Annotated in this window: 14 protein-coding genes, 1 pseudogene and 1 riboswitch; of the genes and pseudogenes, 8 read left to right on the top strand and 7 right to left on the bottom strand. The window is 72.9% G+C overall.

Features of this window, described 5'->3' with window-relative positions:
- Positions 1-200: 200 nt before the first annotated feature.
- Positions 201-998 (bottom strand): bifunctional hydroxymethylpyrimidine kinase/phosphomethylpyrimidine kinase, encoded by a 798-nt coding sequence (gene thiD / locus AB0912_RS34850; protein WP_366707144.1) that lies wholly within the window; start codon positions 996-998, stop codon positions 201-203.
- Between the two features lie 129 nt (positions 999-1127).
- On the bottom strand, positions 1128-2531 hold the full coding sequence (locus tag AB0912_RS34845; protein ID WP_366707142.1) for a cytosine permease: 1404 nt from the start codon (positions 2529-2531) through the stop codon (positions 1128-1130).
- Positions 2523-2617, bottom strand: a riboswitch (TPP riboswitch). It overlaps the preceding gene by 9 nt.
- A 294-nt stretch (positions 2618-2911) precedes the next feature.
- On the opposite strand from AB0912_RS34845, the gene AB0912_RS34840 reads away from it, so the two are divergent.
- Positions 2912-3733: an alpha/beta hydrolase gene (locus tag AB0912_RS34840; protein WP_366707140.1), complete on the top strand. Its 822-nt coding sequence runs from the start codon at positions 2912-2914 to the stop codon at positions 3731-3733.
- A 32-nt stretch (positions 3734-3765) separates the two neighbouring features.
- A complete protein-coding gene (locus AB0912_RS34835) occupies positions 3766-4671 on the top strand; it encodes an aldo/keto reductase (RefSeq protein WP_366707137.1) in 906 nt (301 codons plus the stop codon).
- 87 nt (positions 4672-4758) lie between these two features.
- On the opposite strand, the gene sph is transcribed toward AB0912_RS34835, so the two are convergent.
- The gene (sph, locus tag AB0912_RS34830; protein WP_366707135.1) at positions 4759-5745 is read right to left on the bottom strand and encodes a sphingomyelin phosphodiesterase; all 987 of its coding nucleotides are present in this window, start codon (positions 5743-5745) and stop codon (positions 4759-4761) included.
- 151 nt (positions 5746-5896) lie between these two features.
- Entirely contained in the window at positions 5897-6604 is a 708-nt protein-coding gene (locus AB0912_RS34825) for a dienelactone hydrolase family protein (protein WP_366707133.1), read from the bottom strand.
- Between the two features lie 305 nt (positions 6605-6909).
- Between AB0912_RS34825 and AB0912_RS34820 the strand changes: the two genes are divergently transcribed.
- Complete coding sequence (locus tag AB0912_RS34820; protein ID WP_366707131.1) at positions 6910-7302, top strand: VOC family protein; 393 nt, start codon at positions 6910-6912, stop codon at positions 7300-7302.
- 131 nt (positions 7303-7433) lie between these two features.
- Positions 7434-8498 carry an adenosine deaminase gene (locus AB0912_RS34815; RefSeq protein WP_366707129.1) on the top strand — a complete coding sequence of 355 codons (1065 nt, stop codon included), beginning with the start codon at positions 7434-7436 and terminating at the stop codon, positions 8496-8498.
- Here AB0912_RS34815 and AB0912_RS34810 read toward each other — a convergent pair.
- Both AB0912_RS34810 and AB0912_RS34805 read right to left on the bottom strand, forming a co-directional pair.
- Positions 8486-8995, bottom strand: coding sequence for a DUF664 domain-containing protein (locus tag AB0912_RS34810; protein WP_366707127.1), 510 nt, complete (start codon positions 8993-8995; stop codon positions 8486-8488). The two genes, AB0912_RS34815 and AB0912_RS34810, sit on opposite strands and share 13 nt — an antisense overlap.
- Positions 8996-9067: 72 nt before the next feature.
- Positions 9068-9991 (bottom strand): LysR family transcriptional regulator, encoded by a 924-nt coding sequence (locus tag AB0912_RS34805; protein WP_366707125.1) that lies wholly within the window; start codon positions 9989-9991, stop codon positions 9068-9070.
- A 390-nt stretch (positions 9992-10381) separates the two neighbouring features.
- Here AB0912_RS34805 and mgrA point away from each other — a divergent pair, with 390 nt between their 5' ends.
- On the top strand, positions 10382-11374 hold the full coding sequence (mgrA, locus tag AB0912_RS34800; protein WP_366707123.1) for an L-glyceraldehyde 3-phosphate reductase: 993 nt from the start codon (positions 10382-10384) through the stop codon (positions 11372-11374).
- A 114-nt stretch (positions 11375-11488) separates the two neighbouring features.
- Here mgrA and AB0912_RS34795 read toward each other — a convergent pair whose 3' ends face one another.
- A complete protein-coding gene (locus AB0912_RS34795; RefSeq protein WP_366707121.1) occupies positions 11489-11875 on the bottom strand; it encodes a nuclear transport factor 2 family protein in 387 nt (128 codons plus the stop codon).
- Between the two features lie 367 nt (positions 11876-12242).
- Between AB0912_RS34795 and AB0912_RS34790 the strand changes: the two genes are divergently transcribed.
- The 3 genes and pseudogenes from AB0912_RS34790 to AB0912_RS34780 form a co-directional block, all read left to right on the top strand.
- Positions 12243-12653, top strand: a complete 411-nt coding sequence (locus AB0912_RS34790; RefSeq protein WP_366707119.1) for a hypothetical protein — start codon at positions 12243-12245, stop codon at positions 12651-12653.
- An 82-nt stretch (positions 12654-12735) separates the two neighbouring features.
- Entirely contained in the window at positions 12736-15078 is a 2343-nt protein-coding gene (locus tag AB0912_RS34785) for an FHA domain-containing protein (protein WP_366707117.1), read from the top strand.
- A 6-nt stretch (positions 15079-15084) separates the two neighbouring features.
- Positions 15085-15552, top strand: a pseudogene (locus AB0912_RS34780) (hypothetical protein); the annotation flags it as partial.
- Between the last annotated feature and the right edge of the window lie 494 nt (positions 15553-16046).

Here is a 16046-nt window from a genome sequence, read left to right as displayed (position 1 = left end):
ACCCCCCAGGTCATCTGTTCGACAGGGGGCAACAGTCATACCGGGCCCGGAGGCCAGCGGCCCTCTTGCAGGACCGCGAAGAAGATAACGGGGGCGACGGCCCTGCCCTGCCCAGGGGGAGGCTGCCACGCGCACGGGTTTCAGTGGAGTCCCGCCGCGCCCAGCCGGTGCAGGGCGTCCCCCCTGCCGCCCCGCCCCCCTCACACGCCCCGGCGCAACGCCCACCCGTGATCCACCGGCCCGATCCCCGCCCCGAGCGCGAAGCCCGCCGCGATCGCCGCGGTCACGTACTCCTTGGCCCGCCGCACGGCGTCCGGGACCGGCAGGCCCTCGGCCAGGCCCACCGCAACGGCCGACGCGAGGGTGCAACCGGTGCCATGCGTATGCCGGTTGTCGTGGCGGGGGGCGCGCAGCCAGTGCTCCGCCGTCCCGTCGGTCAGCAGGTCGACGGCCTGCCCCGGCAGATGGCCGCCTTTGACCAGCACCCAACGCGGGCCGTGGGCGAGCAGCCGGTCGGCGGCCCGCCGCATGCCCTCCTCGTCCGTCACCTTCACGCCGGTGAGCTGGGCGACCTCGTCGAGATTGGGGGTGGCCACGGTCGCCCGCGGCAACAGCCGGGTCCGTACGGCGTCGAGCGCGTCGTCGGCCAGCAGCCGGTCCCCGTGCTTGGAGACGCTGACCGGGTCCACGACGACCGGCGCGCCCACGTCCGCCAGGAGTTCGGCGACCGTAGTGACGAGCGCGGGCGACGACAGCATGCCGGTCTTCACGGCCCGCACACCGATGTCGTCCACGACACTGCGGTACTGGGCCCGCACCGCCTCCTCCGGCAGCTCCCAAGCCCCTTGCACCCCCACGGAGTTCTGCGCGGTCACCGCGGTGAGCACGCTCATCCCGTGGGCGCCGAGCGCCAGCATCGTCTTCAAGTCGGCCTGGATCCCGGCGCCTCCACCGGAATCGGAACCGGCGATCGTCAGGACACGGGGCGGCGGGGTCATACCTGAAGTTCCTCTCGGAGTACGGCAACGGGCTCGGCGGTCCTCGGAGCGGTGATGCGGCGGAACGGTGAAGCGCCGAAGCGGCAGGACATGCGGCCGGTGGGGCGGCGCGGCCTGCGGCCGGCGCGTCTAGGCCCGGCGGCGGCCCAGTCGCAGGGGTGCGTAGAGGGCGAGGGCGACGAGGAACGCCACGTAGTAGGACAGGTCGGCGCCGTGCAGGGCGTCGGCCACCGGACCCACGTACAGGCCGGTGTCCATGAACGGGACGGCCGCGCCGAACGCCGCGACGAACGCCAGCAGGGACGGCCACGCCGGGAACGGGCGGGCGGCCTCGACAGCGAGGTCGACGGGCGCGCCGGCGCGGGCACGGGCCCGCGCGAACCAGTCCACGACGACGATCGCGACGAACCCGGGAATCCAATAGCCCACGAACAGCAGGACGTTCTGGAAGCGGGCCGTGGTGTCGGCCGCGTGCATCCACAGCACGAGCGGGAAACCGAGCACCGCGGCCAGGGCCGCGGCCACCGGACGCGGGACGCGCACGCCCACGGTCTGCAACGCGAGCGAACCGCTGTAGTCGTTCATCGCGTTGCTGCACACCGCCGCCAGCGCCACGGCGAGCAGCCCGAACGCGCCCGCCGCTCCGCCGCCGAGCAACTCCTCTACGCCAGCCGCCGTCTGGTCGGTCAGCACGGACGCGCCCCACAGCCCGAGGACCTGCACGGCGACGAACGACACGACGAGGCCGAGCAGCGTGCACCAGAACATCCGCGGACGCGAGGTGGTGCGCGGCAGATAGCGGCTGAAGTCACTGGCGTACGGAGCCCAGGACAGCGAGAGGCTGAGCGCGATGGTGCTGGTGAGCACGAAGGCGCCCGCCCGGTCCGAGCCGGCCGCGGAACCCGTCGCGGCGGGGTGGACCCCGTCGAGCATCCGCCAGGCGATCACGGCGAACGCGACGGCGAGCACGAAGGTCATGACGATCTGGAGCCGGTGGATGGCCTCGTAGCCGAGGACACCGAGCGCCCCCTGCGCGGCCATCATCACGAGCACCCCGACCCAGAACGGCCACCCGCACAGCCGCGCCAGCGCGTCCCCGCCGAACAGCCCGATCAGCGCGTCCCAGGCCACCGACGACAGCCACTGGAGCAGCCCCGGCAGCGCCACCGCCCGGCCGAACGCGAGCCGGGAGAGGGGGAGTTGGCCGGTCCCGGTGAGGCCGCCCCAGGTGCCGAGATAGGCGGTCGGCAGCGCCCCGAGCACCGTCCCGACGACGACCGCGACGAGGGCGGTGGTGAAGTCGAGGCCGAGCGCGACGCCGATGGTGCCGGTGAACACCCCGGTCATCGTCAGGTTCGGCGCGAACCACACGGTGAACAGGCGTGAGGGCCCGCCGTACCGGTTGCTCTCGGGGACCGGCTCGATGCCGTGCCCCTCCACCCGCAGATCGCCGGGTGCGGCGGGCATGGAGCCGTCGAAGACGGCAGGCCGGCCGTCGACGGGCAGCCCGTCGGAAACATGCGCCATCGGCATGGAAGACATCCCTCCGCCAGTACGAACTGGTTCAGGTTCGACGGGTGTGATCTCAGCCCTCGAAGGGGGCACCCCGTGTCCGGTACGACGGACACACTAACCCCATCCCCGCGCTCCTGTGTACGGCGGACCTGCGCTCATCGCTTCTCCTGTATCGCGGACCCGGGCTCGTCTGTATGGCGGACCCGGGCTCGTCGCTCCTCCCCGCCCGCTCGACGCCTCCTCCTCACCCGCCGGGCGATCCCCGAGGGCCCCCACCCGGCCGGGTCACCCGCAGCGCGCGGCGCGCCGCCCCTCGGTAGTGTCGGAGGTGATCGCCGCCCGCTCTCCGTTCCCGGGTTCCCGGACCCGGGTGGCCGGGCGGAAGGAGGCAGTGCGCCGTGACCGTGATCTCCCTGAAGTCCGCGCGGGTGCGCGAGGGCCTGACCCTTCCGTACGCCGAGGCCGGCTACCCCAGCGGCACGCCCGTCGTGTTCGTGCACGGGCTGGCCGACTCCTGGTGGTCCTTCGAGCCGCTGCTCCGCCGCCTTCCGCCCGCCCTGCACGGGTACGCGCCCACCCAGCGCGGCCACGGCGACGCCGAACACCCGCCGGACGGCTACACCCCGGACGACTTCGCCGCCGACCTGGTCGCCTTCCTCGACGCGGCCGAGATCCCGCGCGCCGTACTGGCGGGAGCGTCCACCGGCGGCATCCCCGCCCGCCTCGTCGCGGGCAGCCACCCCGACCGCATCGCCGGACTCGTCCTGCTCGGCGTCCCCGGAACCCTCGCGGACAAGCCCGTGCCCGACACCTGGCGGCAGACCCTCGACGGCCTCACCGATCCCGTACCCCGCGCGTTCGTCGAGGAGTTCGTCACCGGGAGCACGACAACTCCGCTCGCCCGGGGCTTCGTCGAGACGATGGTCGAGGAAGGCCTCAAGGTCCCCGCCCACGTCTGGCGGGAGACCGGCCGCGGTCTCCTCGACGCCGATCTCGGCGCCACCCTCGCCGGCATCCTGGTCCCCACCCTCGTCATCTGGGGCGAACAGGACCGCTTCCTGACCCGCGACGACCAGCAGACCCTCCTGGACGCGGTGCACGGAGCCGACTTCCTCGCCTACGAGAACACCGGCCACCCCGTCCACTGGGAACAGCCCGAACGCGTGGTCGCCGACATCGCCGCCTTCGCCGCGCGGATCGCCCGCCCCGGCACCCCCTGAACCCCCTCCGGGGTGTGTGCGAGACTGCCGCGATGACCGCAGAAACGATCACCGCCGCCGCCGCGGGCACCTGGACACTGGGCGATCTCACCGTCAACCGCGTCGGCTTCGGCGCGATGCGGCTGACCGGCAGCGCCGCCTTCCACCACGGGACGCCGAGCGACCGCGACCGCTCGATCGCCGTGCTGCGGACGGCGGTTGAACTGGGCGTCGACCACATCGACACCGCCGCCTTCTACTTCTCCACGCTGCGCTCCGCGAACGAACTGATCAACACCGCCCTCGCCCCGTACGGCGACGACCTGGTCATCGCCACCAAGGTCGGCCCCTTCCGGGACTACGCGGGGGAGTGGGGCACCGCGGCCCGCCCCGACCAACTGCGCGCCCACGTCGAGGAGAACCTGCGCCAGCTCGGCCGCGACCACCTGGACCTGGTGTACCTGCGCCGCATGCGGCAGGACTCCATCGCCGAGCACTTCGGAGCCCTCGCCGAGCTGCGCGAGGCCGGACTGATCCGCCATCTCGGCGTCTCCGACGTCGGGCTCACCCACCTCGAAGAGGCCCGCGCCATCGCCCCGGTGGTCGCCGTGCAGAACCGCTACGGACTCGGCGGCACCGCACCGGAGAACGACGCCCTGCTGCGGGCCTGCGGCCAACTCGGCATCGCCTTCGTCCCGTTCTACGCCATCGCGGGCAAGGGCGGCGAGCTGGGGCCGAAGGGCGACGCGACCGACGCCGAGGTGCGCGCCGTCGCCGAGGCACACGACGCGACCCCGGCGCAGATCCGGATCGCCTGGACCCTGCGGCGCGGCCCGCACGTGCTCGCCATCCCCGGCACGGGCAACCCCGACCACCTGAGGGAGAACATCGCGGCGGGCGCCCTGCGCCTGACGGACACGGAACTCGCCCGCCTCGACGCGGCCCACACCGAGGCCTGAGAACGGGCCCCCGCACCCGCCCCGCCCACGCGCGCACGTCGGCACGAGACGAGAACGGCGGCCCGCACACCCGGCCGAGGCCGGACCTCAGCCGGCGTAGGACCTCAGCGGGTAGTGGTCCGAGAGGTTCGTGTACGTGTAGCTGGTGCCCCAACTCGACACCGTCCAGGGCGCGCACTGCTCCTTGACGACCTCGTTCGTCCAGGCGGCGGGACGCGCGTGACCGGCCCGGTGCAGGACGTGGTCGAGATCCTCCCGGGGGTCGTTCGGGTAGCGGTCCAGGGCGATCGAGTTCTGCTGGGTGTCGAACGAGTACGGGTGCCCGGTGCGGGCGTCCGCGCCCACCAGGTCGGCGTCCGCGAGCATCGAGGCGTACTCCGCGCTCCGCGAGTCCACGTTCATGTCACCGGCCACCAGCACCTGTTCGTCCGCCGGGATGTTCTTGGCGTCCAGGAACGCGTCGATCGCCTTGAACTGGCGGCTGCGCATCGCCGCCGCCTCCCCCGTGCCGCAGCCCGAGTCCGTCGACTGCGCGTGGGTGCCGATCACGTGCACCTTGGTGCCGTTCACGTTCAACACCACATACGCGAAGCCCTTGTTGGACCACCAGTCGGAGCCGCACGCGTCCTTGTAGACGTACTGCTCCTTGCGCAGGATCGGCCACTTGCTCAGCACGGTGACCCCGCCGTCCTCGGGCGTCGTGGCCGAGTAGGCCCCGCCCGTCGCGTCCCAGCCGCTCTTGGCGCGGCCCACCACCGGGGTCTGGTACGGGTATTCGGCCGACGCGGCGCTCTTGAGCGCGTCCGAAGCCGAGTTGTCGAAGGCCTCCTCCAGCACCACGACGTCGTTCCCCCGGAAGAACGAGGCCTTCGGTATCTCGGCGGCACGGTGGTCCTGACCCCAGTTGGGGTAAAGGCTCTTGCTCATGAGGAAGACGTTGTACGTCAGAACCCTCATCGGGGGTGTCGTCGCCCCGGCCGCCGAGGCGGGCGTGGCCCCGGCGAGTCCGGCGGCGGTCAGCGACAGGACGAGGGCGGCAGCGCACCGCGCGCGGCGCCGTGAGAAGTGCGGCACTGGGTCTCCCTGAGGGTGAGGGGGGCTTGAGTGGCGCCGCACATCAAATCACCGGCGATTACCGTCAGGTAACTCCCGTGCGCGAAAAGGATGTCCCGGAGAAGTACGTCCGGAGCCGTCGTCGCCCGGGGCCGCCCGGGTCGCCTCGGTGTCAGCCCAGCTGCTCGTGTAGGAAGGCCACCGTGCTCGCCCACGCCCGCTGCGCCGACTCCGGCTCGAAGGTGGGCCGGCGGTCGTTGAAGAAGGCGTGGCCGGCGGGATAGACGCGCAGATCGGGGACGAGGCCGGACTGCGCCTCGATCACCTCGCGGAGACGGTCCAGCTCCGCAGGGGGGACGGTCGTGTCCTGTTCGCCGTAGTGGCCGAGGATCTGCGCGGCGAGCCCCGAGAAGTCGGGCAGCTCACCCTGGATCACCCCGTAGAACGGCACCGCCGCGCTCACCCGCGGATCGGCCGCCGCCTGCTGGAGCACGAAGCCGCCGCCCATGCAGAAGCCGACCGAGGCCACCGTGTCCGAGGTGACCTCGGGCAGCCCCAGCAGGTGGTCGACGGCCCCGGAGAGCAGTTCCACGCCCCGCGCGACCGGCAGCTCCCCCATCATCCGGGCCGCCTCGGCACCGTCGTGCGCCACGTTCCCGCCGTACAGGTCGGGCGCGAGCGCCACGAAGCCCTCGGCGGCCAGGCGGTCGGTGACGTCGGCGATGTGGTCGGTCAGACCCCACCACTCCTGGATGACGATCACCCCCGGGCCACGACCCGCCGGCGGCAGCGCCAGATAGCCGTGCGCGGTGCCGCCCGCGCTGGGGAACGTCACGTTCTGGTGGGCCGGGGAACCGGTCGGCTGCGGCAGCTCGGACATGTCACTCAACTCCCGTGGGGACGGCGTCGGACGGGGCGCGGCGGACCGGCCCCGAGTCGATCACCACCCTGCCACGAGCACCCGCACCACCGTCCCCCGCCCCGCCCCGCCCCGCACCATCGCCCTCCGCCCTGCCCTGCCCCGCCCCGCCCCGTCTCGCACGAGCCGGGGGCCGTCGCCGGCAGGGATGCCGAGGGATGCCCAGGAATGCCCAGGGATGCCGCCCCTCACCGCCCCGGACTGTCGCCGGTGCACCGCATGGGATGCCGTACCCTACGTGTTACGTATAACCCCGGAGGAGTCCGATGCGCCGTATCGCCCTGGTCACCCTCGTCGTGGACGACTACGACGAGGCGATCCGCCACTACACCGAAGCCCTCGGTTTCCGGCTGGCCGAGGACTCGGCGCGGCCCGACGGCTCCCGCTGGGTCGTCGTAGAGCCGGGCGCCGGCGCAGACGGGACCGGGCTGCTGCTGGCCCGGGCCAAGAACGACGCCCAGCGCGCCCGGGTCGGCGACCAGACGGGCGGCCGCGTCGGCTTCTTCCTGCACACCGACGACTTCGAGCGGGACCACGCGCGGATGCTCGCCGCCGGCGTGACCTTCCTGGAGGAGCCCCGCCACGAGCCGTACGGCTCGGTCGCCGTCTTCCAGGACCTGTACGGCAACCGCTGGGACCTGCTCCAGCCCGCCGGCTGACCGGCCCCCCGGCGCGCACGAGGACCCGGACTCCTCGCGTCTCCGCGCCCCCCCCGCACATCCTCCTAACCCTCCCGCTCTCCCGCTCTCCCGCTCTTCCGCTCCGAACGACCTGCCGAGGAACCCCGCACATGACCGCGCCCCGCATCGACATCGACACCATCCGCCGCCTGCCCAAGGCGGTCCTGCACGACCACCTCGACGGCGGTCTGCGCCCGGCCACCCTGGTCGAACTCGCGGAGACGGTCGGTCACACCCTGCCGACCACCGACCCGCGGGCGCTCGCCGAGTGGTACTACGAGGCCGCCAACTCCGGTGACCTGGTGCGCTACATAGCCACCTTCGAGCACACCCTCGCCGTGATGCAGTCCCGCGAGGGGCTGCTGCGCACCGCCGAGGAGTACGTGCTCGACCTCGCCGAGGACGGTGTCGTCTACGCCGAGGTGCGCTACGCGCCCGAGCTGATGGTGAACGGCGGGCTGACCCTGCCCGAGGTGGTCGAGGCCGTGCAGGAGGGCCTCGCGGCGGGGATGGCGAAGGCCGCCGCCGCGGGCACCCCTGTGCGGGTCGGCACCCTGCTGTGCGGGATGCGGATGTTCGACCGCACCCGGGAGACCGCCGACCTGGCGGTGGCGTTCCGGGACGCCGGGGTCGTCGGCTTCGACATCGCGGGCGCCGAGGACGGCTTCCCGCCGGCCGACCACCTGGACGCCTTCGAGCACCTGCGGCGCGAGAGCGTCCCGTTCACCATCCACGCCGGTGAGGCGCACGGACTGCCCAGCATCCACCAGGCCCTCCAGGTGTGCGGCGCCCAGCGCATCGGCCACGGCGTCCGTATCACCGAGGACATCGTGGACGGCAAGCTCGGCCGGCTCGCGGGCTGGGTCCGCGACCGCCGGATCGCCCTGGAGATGTGCCCGACCTCCAACCTCCAGACCGGCGCGGCGAAGTCCATCGCCGAGCACCCCATCACCGCCCTGCGCGACCTGGGCTTCCGGGTCACCCTCAACACGGACAACCGTCTGGTGTCGGGCACGACGATGACCCGCGAGATGGCGCTGCTGGTCGAGGAGGCGGGCTGGGGCATCGAGGACCTGCGCACGGTCACGGTGAACGCGGTCAAGAGCGCGTTCATCCCCTACGACGAGCGCAAGGCCCTCATCGAGGACGTGGTGCTCCCGGGTTACGCCGGCTGAACCAGTCCGCGGACGTAGGCGGCCTGTCCGATGTGCTGGAGATCGTCGGACAGGACGCTGACCAGGCGCACCCCGAGGGTGACCGCCGGGTCCCAGCGCTCGTCCACGACGCGCTCCAGGTCCTTGGCGGCCAGGCCGTCGATGAACGCGAGGGTCCGCTCGTGGACGGCGTCGTAATAGCCGAGCAGCAGGTCGCCCGACTCCACCCGTACCCGGGCGACCTTCGCGGCGGTGTGGCCGTAGCCGGTGTCCGCGCGGGGCAGATCGAGCCCGAACCGCTTCGACCAGTCGTCGGTGAGCCAGACCTGTTCGGTGCCGGCGGCGTCCGCGACGTGATCGTCCTGGACGCGGGTCAGGTGCCACACCAGCCAGGAGATCGAGTTGGCGCTCTCGCCGGGCCGGGCGTTGAGGTCCTCCGGCGGGAGGCCCTCGACGGTGGCGTGGACTTCTTCCCGGATGCGGCCGAACGCGTCGATGAGGATGTCCTTTGCAAGCATGCGTCCACCATCGCGCATCGGGCCCGCCCCTGCGTCCGGAACCGGGTACCTCCCGGCCCCCGCTCGCCTCTCCTAGGTACGGCTCCCGTGTCCCCGCCCCGGCGCGTCGAGCTGACCGGGGGCGTCGAGCAGAGCCATGAGGGCGCGGGCGGCGGGGCTCGTGGCCTCCGGCTGCGGCAGCATGGCCACGGTCTCGTAAGACGTCTCGGACGTGCCCTTGAACGGCAGGGAGGTCAGCCCCTCGGCCTCCCGCTTGAGGCCGAAGTGGCGTGGTACGACGGCGATTCCGAGGCCCTCGTGGACCAGTTCCAGCAGGCTGTGCACGTCGTTGACCTCCAGGGCCACCGTCCGCCGCACCCCGGCCGCCGCGAACGCCGCGTCCGTGGTGCGCCGCGGCCCCCAGTCCGGGTGGAAGTCGACGAAGTCCTCCCCGCCCAGTTCCTCGGGCGTCACCACGGCGGCCGACGCGAGGCCGTGGTCCGGGTGGCACAACACGGTCATCGGCTCGCCGGCCAGCGGCACCGACCGGAGCTGGTCGGAGTCGGCCCGGGTCCGCACCGCGAACGCCAGGTCGAGCCGGCCCGCCGTGACCTCGTCGGCCAGCGCCTCGGAACCGGCCTGCCGCAGCCGGATCTCGACGTCCGGATGACGCCGCCGGAACGCGGCGAGCAGCGTGGCGCAGTGCACCCCGGCGATGCACTGCTCGGTGCCCAGCGAGAGGGTGCCGCGCAGCACGCCTTGTACGGCGGCCACCGCGTCGTGCGCCGAGCGGACCTGGGCGAGAATCCGCTCCGCCTCGACCAGCAGCGCGCGCCCGGCCTCCGTGAGGGTGACCCGGCGCGTGGTGCGAACGAACAGCGGCGCCTGGAGTTCGCGCTCCAGCGCGCGGATGGAAGACGACAGCCCCGACTGCGACACCATCAGCCGCTCGGCCGCCCGGGTGAAGTGCTGGTCCTCGGCGACGGCGACGAAGTGCTGTAGGTGGCGCAGTTCCATGAGGCACAAGGGTAGACGGGCGTGCGGGTGGGCACCGGGCGGATCCGGGCCACCCTCTCGGGCCTGTCCGGGGTGTCTCTCTTGCCCGCTGCGAACGTCCGGGGCCCGCCGGGGCCGCCCGCTCGCGGGACCGCCCTGCCGGGGAGGTTCCGGGCGTCCTGCCGGGCAGGTTCCGGACGTCCTGCCGGGCAGGTTCCGGTCGCCCTGGTCCGGGCCGTAGCCCCGCCCCATCGAGCCCCCCTGCGGCTCCCTCGGCCACACCCCCGCGCCACAACCGGCGGGCATTGAGCGACGGGGTCGCTCAATCCCATCCGATCCTCCCGTTGGACCGATGCCCGGGGGGCGCGCGAGAGTGGAGGCCTGTTTTCCCCGGCCTTCCAGGAGTGCGCGTTGTACACCCCCGACCCCGACCGTTACGCGGACATGCCCTACCGGCGCACCGGACGCAGCGGTCTGAAGCTCCCCGCGCTGTCGCTCGGCCTCTGGCACAACTTCGGCCCGGACCGGCCGGCGGAGACCCAGCGCGCGATCCTGCGCCGCGCCTTCGACCTGGGCGTCACCCACTTCGACCTGGCGAACAACTACGGCCCGCCGCCCGGAGCCGCCGAGTCGGCCCTCGGCGAGGCGCTGAAGGCCGACTTCACGCACCACCGCGACGAGCTGATCGTCTCCACGAAGGCCGGCTACCTGATGTGGCCCGGCCCGTACGGCGAATGGGGCTCGCGCAAGTACCTGCTCTCCTCGCTCGACCAGAGCCTCGGCCGCCTCGGCCTGGACTACGTCGACATCTTCTACTCGCACCGCCCCGACCCGGAGACGCCCCTGGAGGAGACGATGGGCGCCCTGCACTCGGCGGTCCAGCAGGGCAAGGCGCTGTACGTCGGCATCTCCAACTACTCGGCCGAGCAGACCCGGGACGCCGCGCGCATCCTGGCCGAGCTGGGCACCCCGCTGCTCATCCACCAGCCCCGCTACTCGATGCTCGACCGCCGCCCCGAGGACGAGGGCCTGCTCGACACGCTCGACGAACTCCAGGTGGGGTCCATCGCCTACTCGCCGCTGGAGCAGGGCCTGCTCACCGGCCGGTACCTCGACGGCATCCCCGCGGACTCGCGCGCCGCGAGCGACAGCCCGTTCCTGAGCGCGGACACGGTCACCGAGGAACTGGCGGGCCGGCTGCGCGCCCTGAACGAGATCGCCGCGTCCCGGGGCCAGTCGCTCGCGCAGCTCGCGCTCGCCTGGGTGCTGCGCGGCGGCCGGGTGACCTCCGCCCTCATCGGCGCGAGCAGCCCGCGCCAGCTGGAGGACAGCGTCGCCGCCATCGGCAACCTGGAGTTCGGCGCGGACGAACTCGCGCGGATCGACGAGCTGGTCAAGCAGTAGCCCGGGCGGCCGGGGGAGTCGGCGCGCCGCGCGAACGCCCCCGGCCGCGCCATCCCGCGCGACCGTCGTGAGCGGCCGGGGCGGCACCCCGACGGGTGCCGCCCCGGCCGTGGTTCACGCCGGGACGCGGTCCAGGAAGCCGTGCACGCTGCGGATACGGTCCTCCTCGTCCAGGACGATGACGTCGAAGCCGGCGACCGGCGCCGAGCCGTCCGCGTCGGCGACCAGTTCCCAGCCGAAGCGCGCCGTGTCGTGGTGGCCGTCGACCGTGCCGAGCAGCCGGAACGTGAATCCGGGGAACCGCTCGTGCGCGGCGGCGATCACGGCCGCGATCCGCTCGTGCCCGCCGACGTCGGCGAGCGGGTCGGTGTAGCGGCCGTCCGGGGTCCAGGCGGCGGCGACCGCCTTCGCCAGCGCGTCGGGCTCGCCGGTGTTCCAGGCCTCCAGGTAGCGGGTGACGGCGGTCTCGTAGCGGTCGGGACGGTCGGAGTTCGCGGACATGGTGAACCAGCCTCCATCGAGGGACGTATCCATGGTCGGGAACCGCGTCCCGGGCCGTCGTGCCGCTCCGGGAGGCGATGCGACCAGCCTGCCGGGCCGTGCCCGCAGCGTCGATTACCCCGCGGGTAATGGCCCGCCGACAGGCCGCCGCACCGGCCCGGAGAGCGCCGGTGCCGTTTCGGCCACGCGTCGCGCTGAATATGCCAAGAGACTGGCTGGAATCACATGGTGACAGAGTGTCAGTAGTGGCGATACTCAATGAACAGGGTGATTCAGCCACACCCGCGCACCACCGCGGTGCGGTGCACACGAGCCGCAGGGAAAGCGAGGCCGGACCGGCGACGAGCGACGCCTATGGGGGAAGATCGTGCACGACGAATTCCTGTGCCACGTCACCGCGTACGGAGTGTGCGGCGGCCGACGTGTCGGCGTACCCCTCGGCACCTATCGCGCCCCCACGCTGGCCCTCGCCCTGTGGTGGATGCGCGACCGGGCCGCGTGGATAGCCGAACGGCTCGATCCGCAGCCCGAGGACCCCGCCTTCCCGCCCAACTCCATCGCGCCCGTGGGGGAGAGCGTCCCGGACGTGCCCGCCATGCTGCGCGCCTGGTGCGGTGACACGGCCCAACAGAAGCTGGTGGCAGAGGAGTTGGCGGCCGGCAAACTCGTCCGCGTCTCCACCAACGACGACACCACCGAATACGAACTCCTCGCCGAATCGGTGGACGCCCTGCGCATGCACCGCACCGCCGCCGCACTCGGCGTCTCCGCCGCCTGACTCCGCCCCGCCGGTGGTCTCGCGCGGATAGGCCGCGTACGCAGATCAGGCGCGTATGGGGGCGAATAGCTAGAATTCAGGCATGGCTGAGAGGCCGGTCACGGCGACCGCACCCGAGCTCGTCCTCGAAACCGAGACGGGCTCGACGGTGATGAGCCCGGGCCACGACTACCACGTCGGCCGCGATCCCCTGTGCGACGTCGTCATCGACGACGTCCGGGTCTCCTGGCACCACGCGGTGCTGCGGCCCGAGTCCGGCCACTGGACGCTGGAGGACGAGAACAGCACCAACGGCACCTACGCCGACGGCCGGCGCATCCACGAATGGGGTGTCGGACCCGGCAGCGTGATCCGCTTCGGCAGCCCCGCCGACGGCCCGCGCGCCGTCCTCGTGGGCCGCCCGCCACCCGCCGCCGAGCGTCCCTCCGCGGTCTCCGCGCCCGCCGCCACCGGCACCTTCCGGCAGCCCACCACCGTCCGCCCGCTGCCTTCCCGCACCATCCGGATCGGCCGCGGCGCCGACAACGACCTCGTCGTGGACGACCTGATCGTCTCCAGGAACCACGCCGAACTACTGGCCAGGCCCGACGGCACATACGAGATCGCCGACCTCGGCAGCCACAACGGCACCTTCCTCAACGGCCAGCCCGTCACCCGCGCCCCGGTCACTCCGGGTGACATCGTGGGCATAGGACACTCCGCGTTCTGCCTCGTCGGCGACGAACTCCAGGAGTACGTCGACAGCGGCGAGGTCTCCCTCGACGTGCAGGACCTCACCGTCGAGGTGGACCGGGGCCGCAAGACGCTCCTCGACCAGGTGTCGTTTCCCGTCGGCGAGAAATGCCTCCTCGCGGTCGTCGGCCCGAGCGGCGCCGGCAAGTCCACCCTCCTGAACGCCCTGACCGGCCAGCGGCCCGCCGACCACGGCACCGTCCTCTACGACGGCCGCGACCTCTACCGCGACTACGCCGAACTGCGCCAGCGCATCGGCCTCGTCCCGCAGGACGACATCCTGCACGCCCAGCTCACCGTCCGCCGGGCCCTCGGCTACGCCGCCGAACTGCGCTTCCCGCAGGACACCGCCAAGGCCGAACGCCGGGCCCGGGTGGACGAGGTGATCGGCGAACTGGGCCTGGAACAGCGGGCCGACCAGCCCATCCACAGTCTGTCCGGCGGCCAGCGCAAGCGCGTCAGCGTCGCCCTGGAACTGCTGACCAAGCCCTCCCTGCTCTTCCTGGACGAGCCGACCTCCGGCCTCGATCCCGGCATGGACCGCTCCGTGATGCACATGCTGCGCGGCCTGGCCGACGACGGCCGCACGGTCATCGTCGTCACCCACAGCGTCCTCAGCCTCGACGTCTGCGACCGGCTCCTGGTGCTCGCCCCCGGCGGCAAGGTCGCCTACTACGGGCCGCCCGACGACACCCTCGCCTTCTTCGGCTACCGCCAGTGGCCCGAGGCGTTCGAGGCCTTCGAGCGCGACACCGACCGGGACTGGGCGGGCGACTACCGGGACTCGCCCTTCCACCGCCAGTACATCGACAACTCCAGCTCGCAGCCCCGGCGCGCCGAGGACACCGGCGCCGCCGTGGTCGGACCGCCGCCCAAGGCGCAGAGCTGGGGCTCCCAGCTCCGCACCCTGGTCCGCCGCTACGCCGCCGCGCTCGGCGCCGACCGCACGTTCCTCGCCATCATGATCGCGCTGCCCTTCGTGATGGGCGCCATGGCCCGTGCCCTGGCCGGCGGCAAACTGACCCAGGAGACGGCGATGAACGCGCTGCTCATCCTGTGCGTCGGCGGAGTCCTCACCGGCGCGGCCAACGCGGTGCGCGAACTGGTCAAGGAACGCGTCATCTACCAGCGAGAACGGGCTGTGGGCCTGTCCAGATCGGCGTACCTGATGTCCAAGGTCGTCGTCCTCGGCACCATCACCGTCCTCCAGGCCGTCGTCCTCACCCTCGTCGGTCTCTTCGGCGTCGACCTCAACGCGCCCGGCGGAGAAGGGGTCCTCATGCCACCCCTCGTGGAGATCACCCTGGCGGTGGCCCTGCTCGCCTTCACCGCGATGATGCTGGGCCTCCTCGTCTCCGCCCTGGTGCGCAAGGAGGAGGTGACGATGCCGCTGCTGGTGCTGCTCGCCATCGTCCAGGTGGTGTTCTGCGGAGCGCTGCTGAAACTGCACGGCGTGCCGGGCATCGAGCAGCTTTCCTGGCTGGTCCCCTCCCGGTGGGCCCTCGGCGCCATGGCCGGTACCATCGGCCTGTCCCGGATCGTCCCCGGCGAACTGACCAGCGACCCGCTGTTCAAGCACTCGACGGGCGTCTGGCTGCTCAACATGGGCATGCTCGTCGTACTCTCCGTCCTCTTCGGCTACCTGGTCGCCCGCCTGCTGCGCCGGCACGAACCCGCCGTCATGCGGAAGTAGGCGCCCATGACGAGCCCCGCCTTCCGCCCCACCCACGTCGTCCCGCAGGACGGGCTGCCCGCCTGGGAGACACCGGATCCGTCCCGGCCCACCGTTCCGCTCGACGCGCTGCTGCCCGTCCAGCTCGTCGACCGCCTCGGCGACTGGGGGCGTGTCGTCTGCGCCAACGGGTGGTCCGCCTGGGTCGACGGCCGCCTGCTCGTCGGCGTACCGCAGGCACCGCCCGCCGCGACCGGCCCGCCCGCCCGCACGGCCGACCCGCGTCCCCTGCTCGCCCGGATGGAGGAAGCCCTCTCCGTGTACCGCGGGGCGGCCGAGGAACTGGCGTCCGGACAACTCGACGGGGAGGCCTTCCGCGCCCGTACGCAGGGCCGCCGGATCGGTGTCGTGGTCGACGGCGAGTCGATGTGGCTGTACGACGGGGAACACGAGCGCTGGGTGTACTGCGACGGCGCCCGCCTGAGCACCTTCGCCGCCGAACGCACCCCGACGACCACCCCGCCCGAGGGAGGGCGCGGCCCGGCGGAAGAGGGCCCGCCGTCCCCCGGCCCGGACCGCGTGCCGGGGGCCGACCGGCCCGAGGACAGCGGGGGCGGGCCCTCACCGGCGGCGGAAGGGCCCGAGCCCACCCGGGTGGTGAATCCGGAAGGCGGGCCCACCCCGGCCGCGCGCCGGGACTCCGGGCCCGCGCCGGCGGGTGAACGGGAGGAGAGCCTTCAGCACCGGGACCCCGGGCCCGTGCCGGTGGCCGGCAGGGGCCCGGAGCCCACGCAGGTGGTGAACCGGGAGGACGAATCCGCGCCGGTTCGTGACACGCGGCCAGAGCCCGCGAGGCGCGGGAACCCGGAGCCCGACCCCGCGCCGGTGGCGACCCCCGGCCCGGGCCCAGGGCCGGTCACTGACCGGCAGCCCGCGCCCGCTGGGCGCGTGAACGCGGCCCCCGACCCCGCGCCGCCGGCCGCTCCCGG

The organism is Streptomyces sp. NPDC007084, assembly GCF_040703595.1.
In the GTDB taxonomy this organism is placed as follows: Bacteria; Actinomycetota; Actinomycetes; order Streptomycetales; family Streptomycetaceae; genus Streptomyces.
Note: the sequence above shows the minus strand (reverse complement) of the source record. Positions and strands in the feature narration are given on the sequence as shown.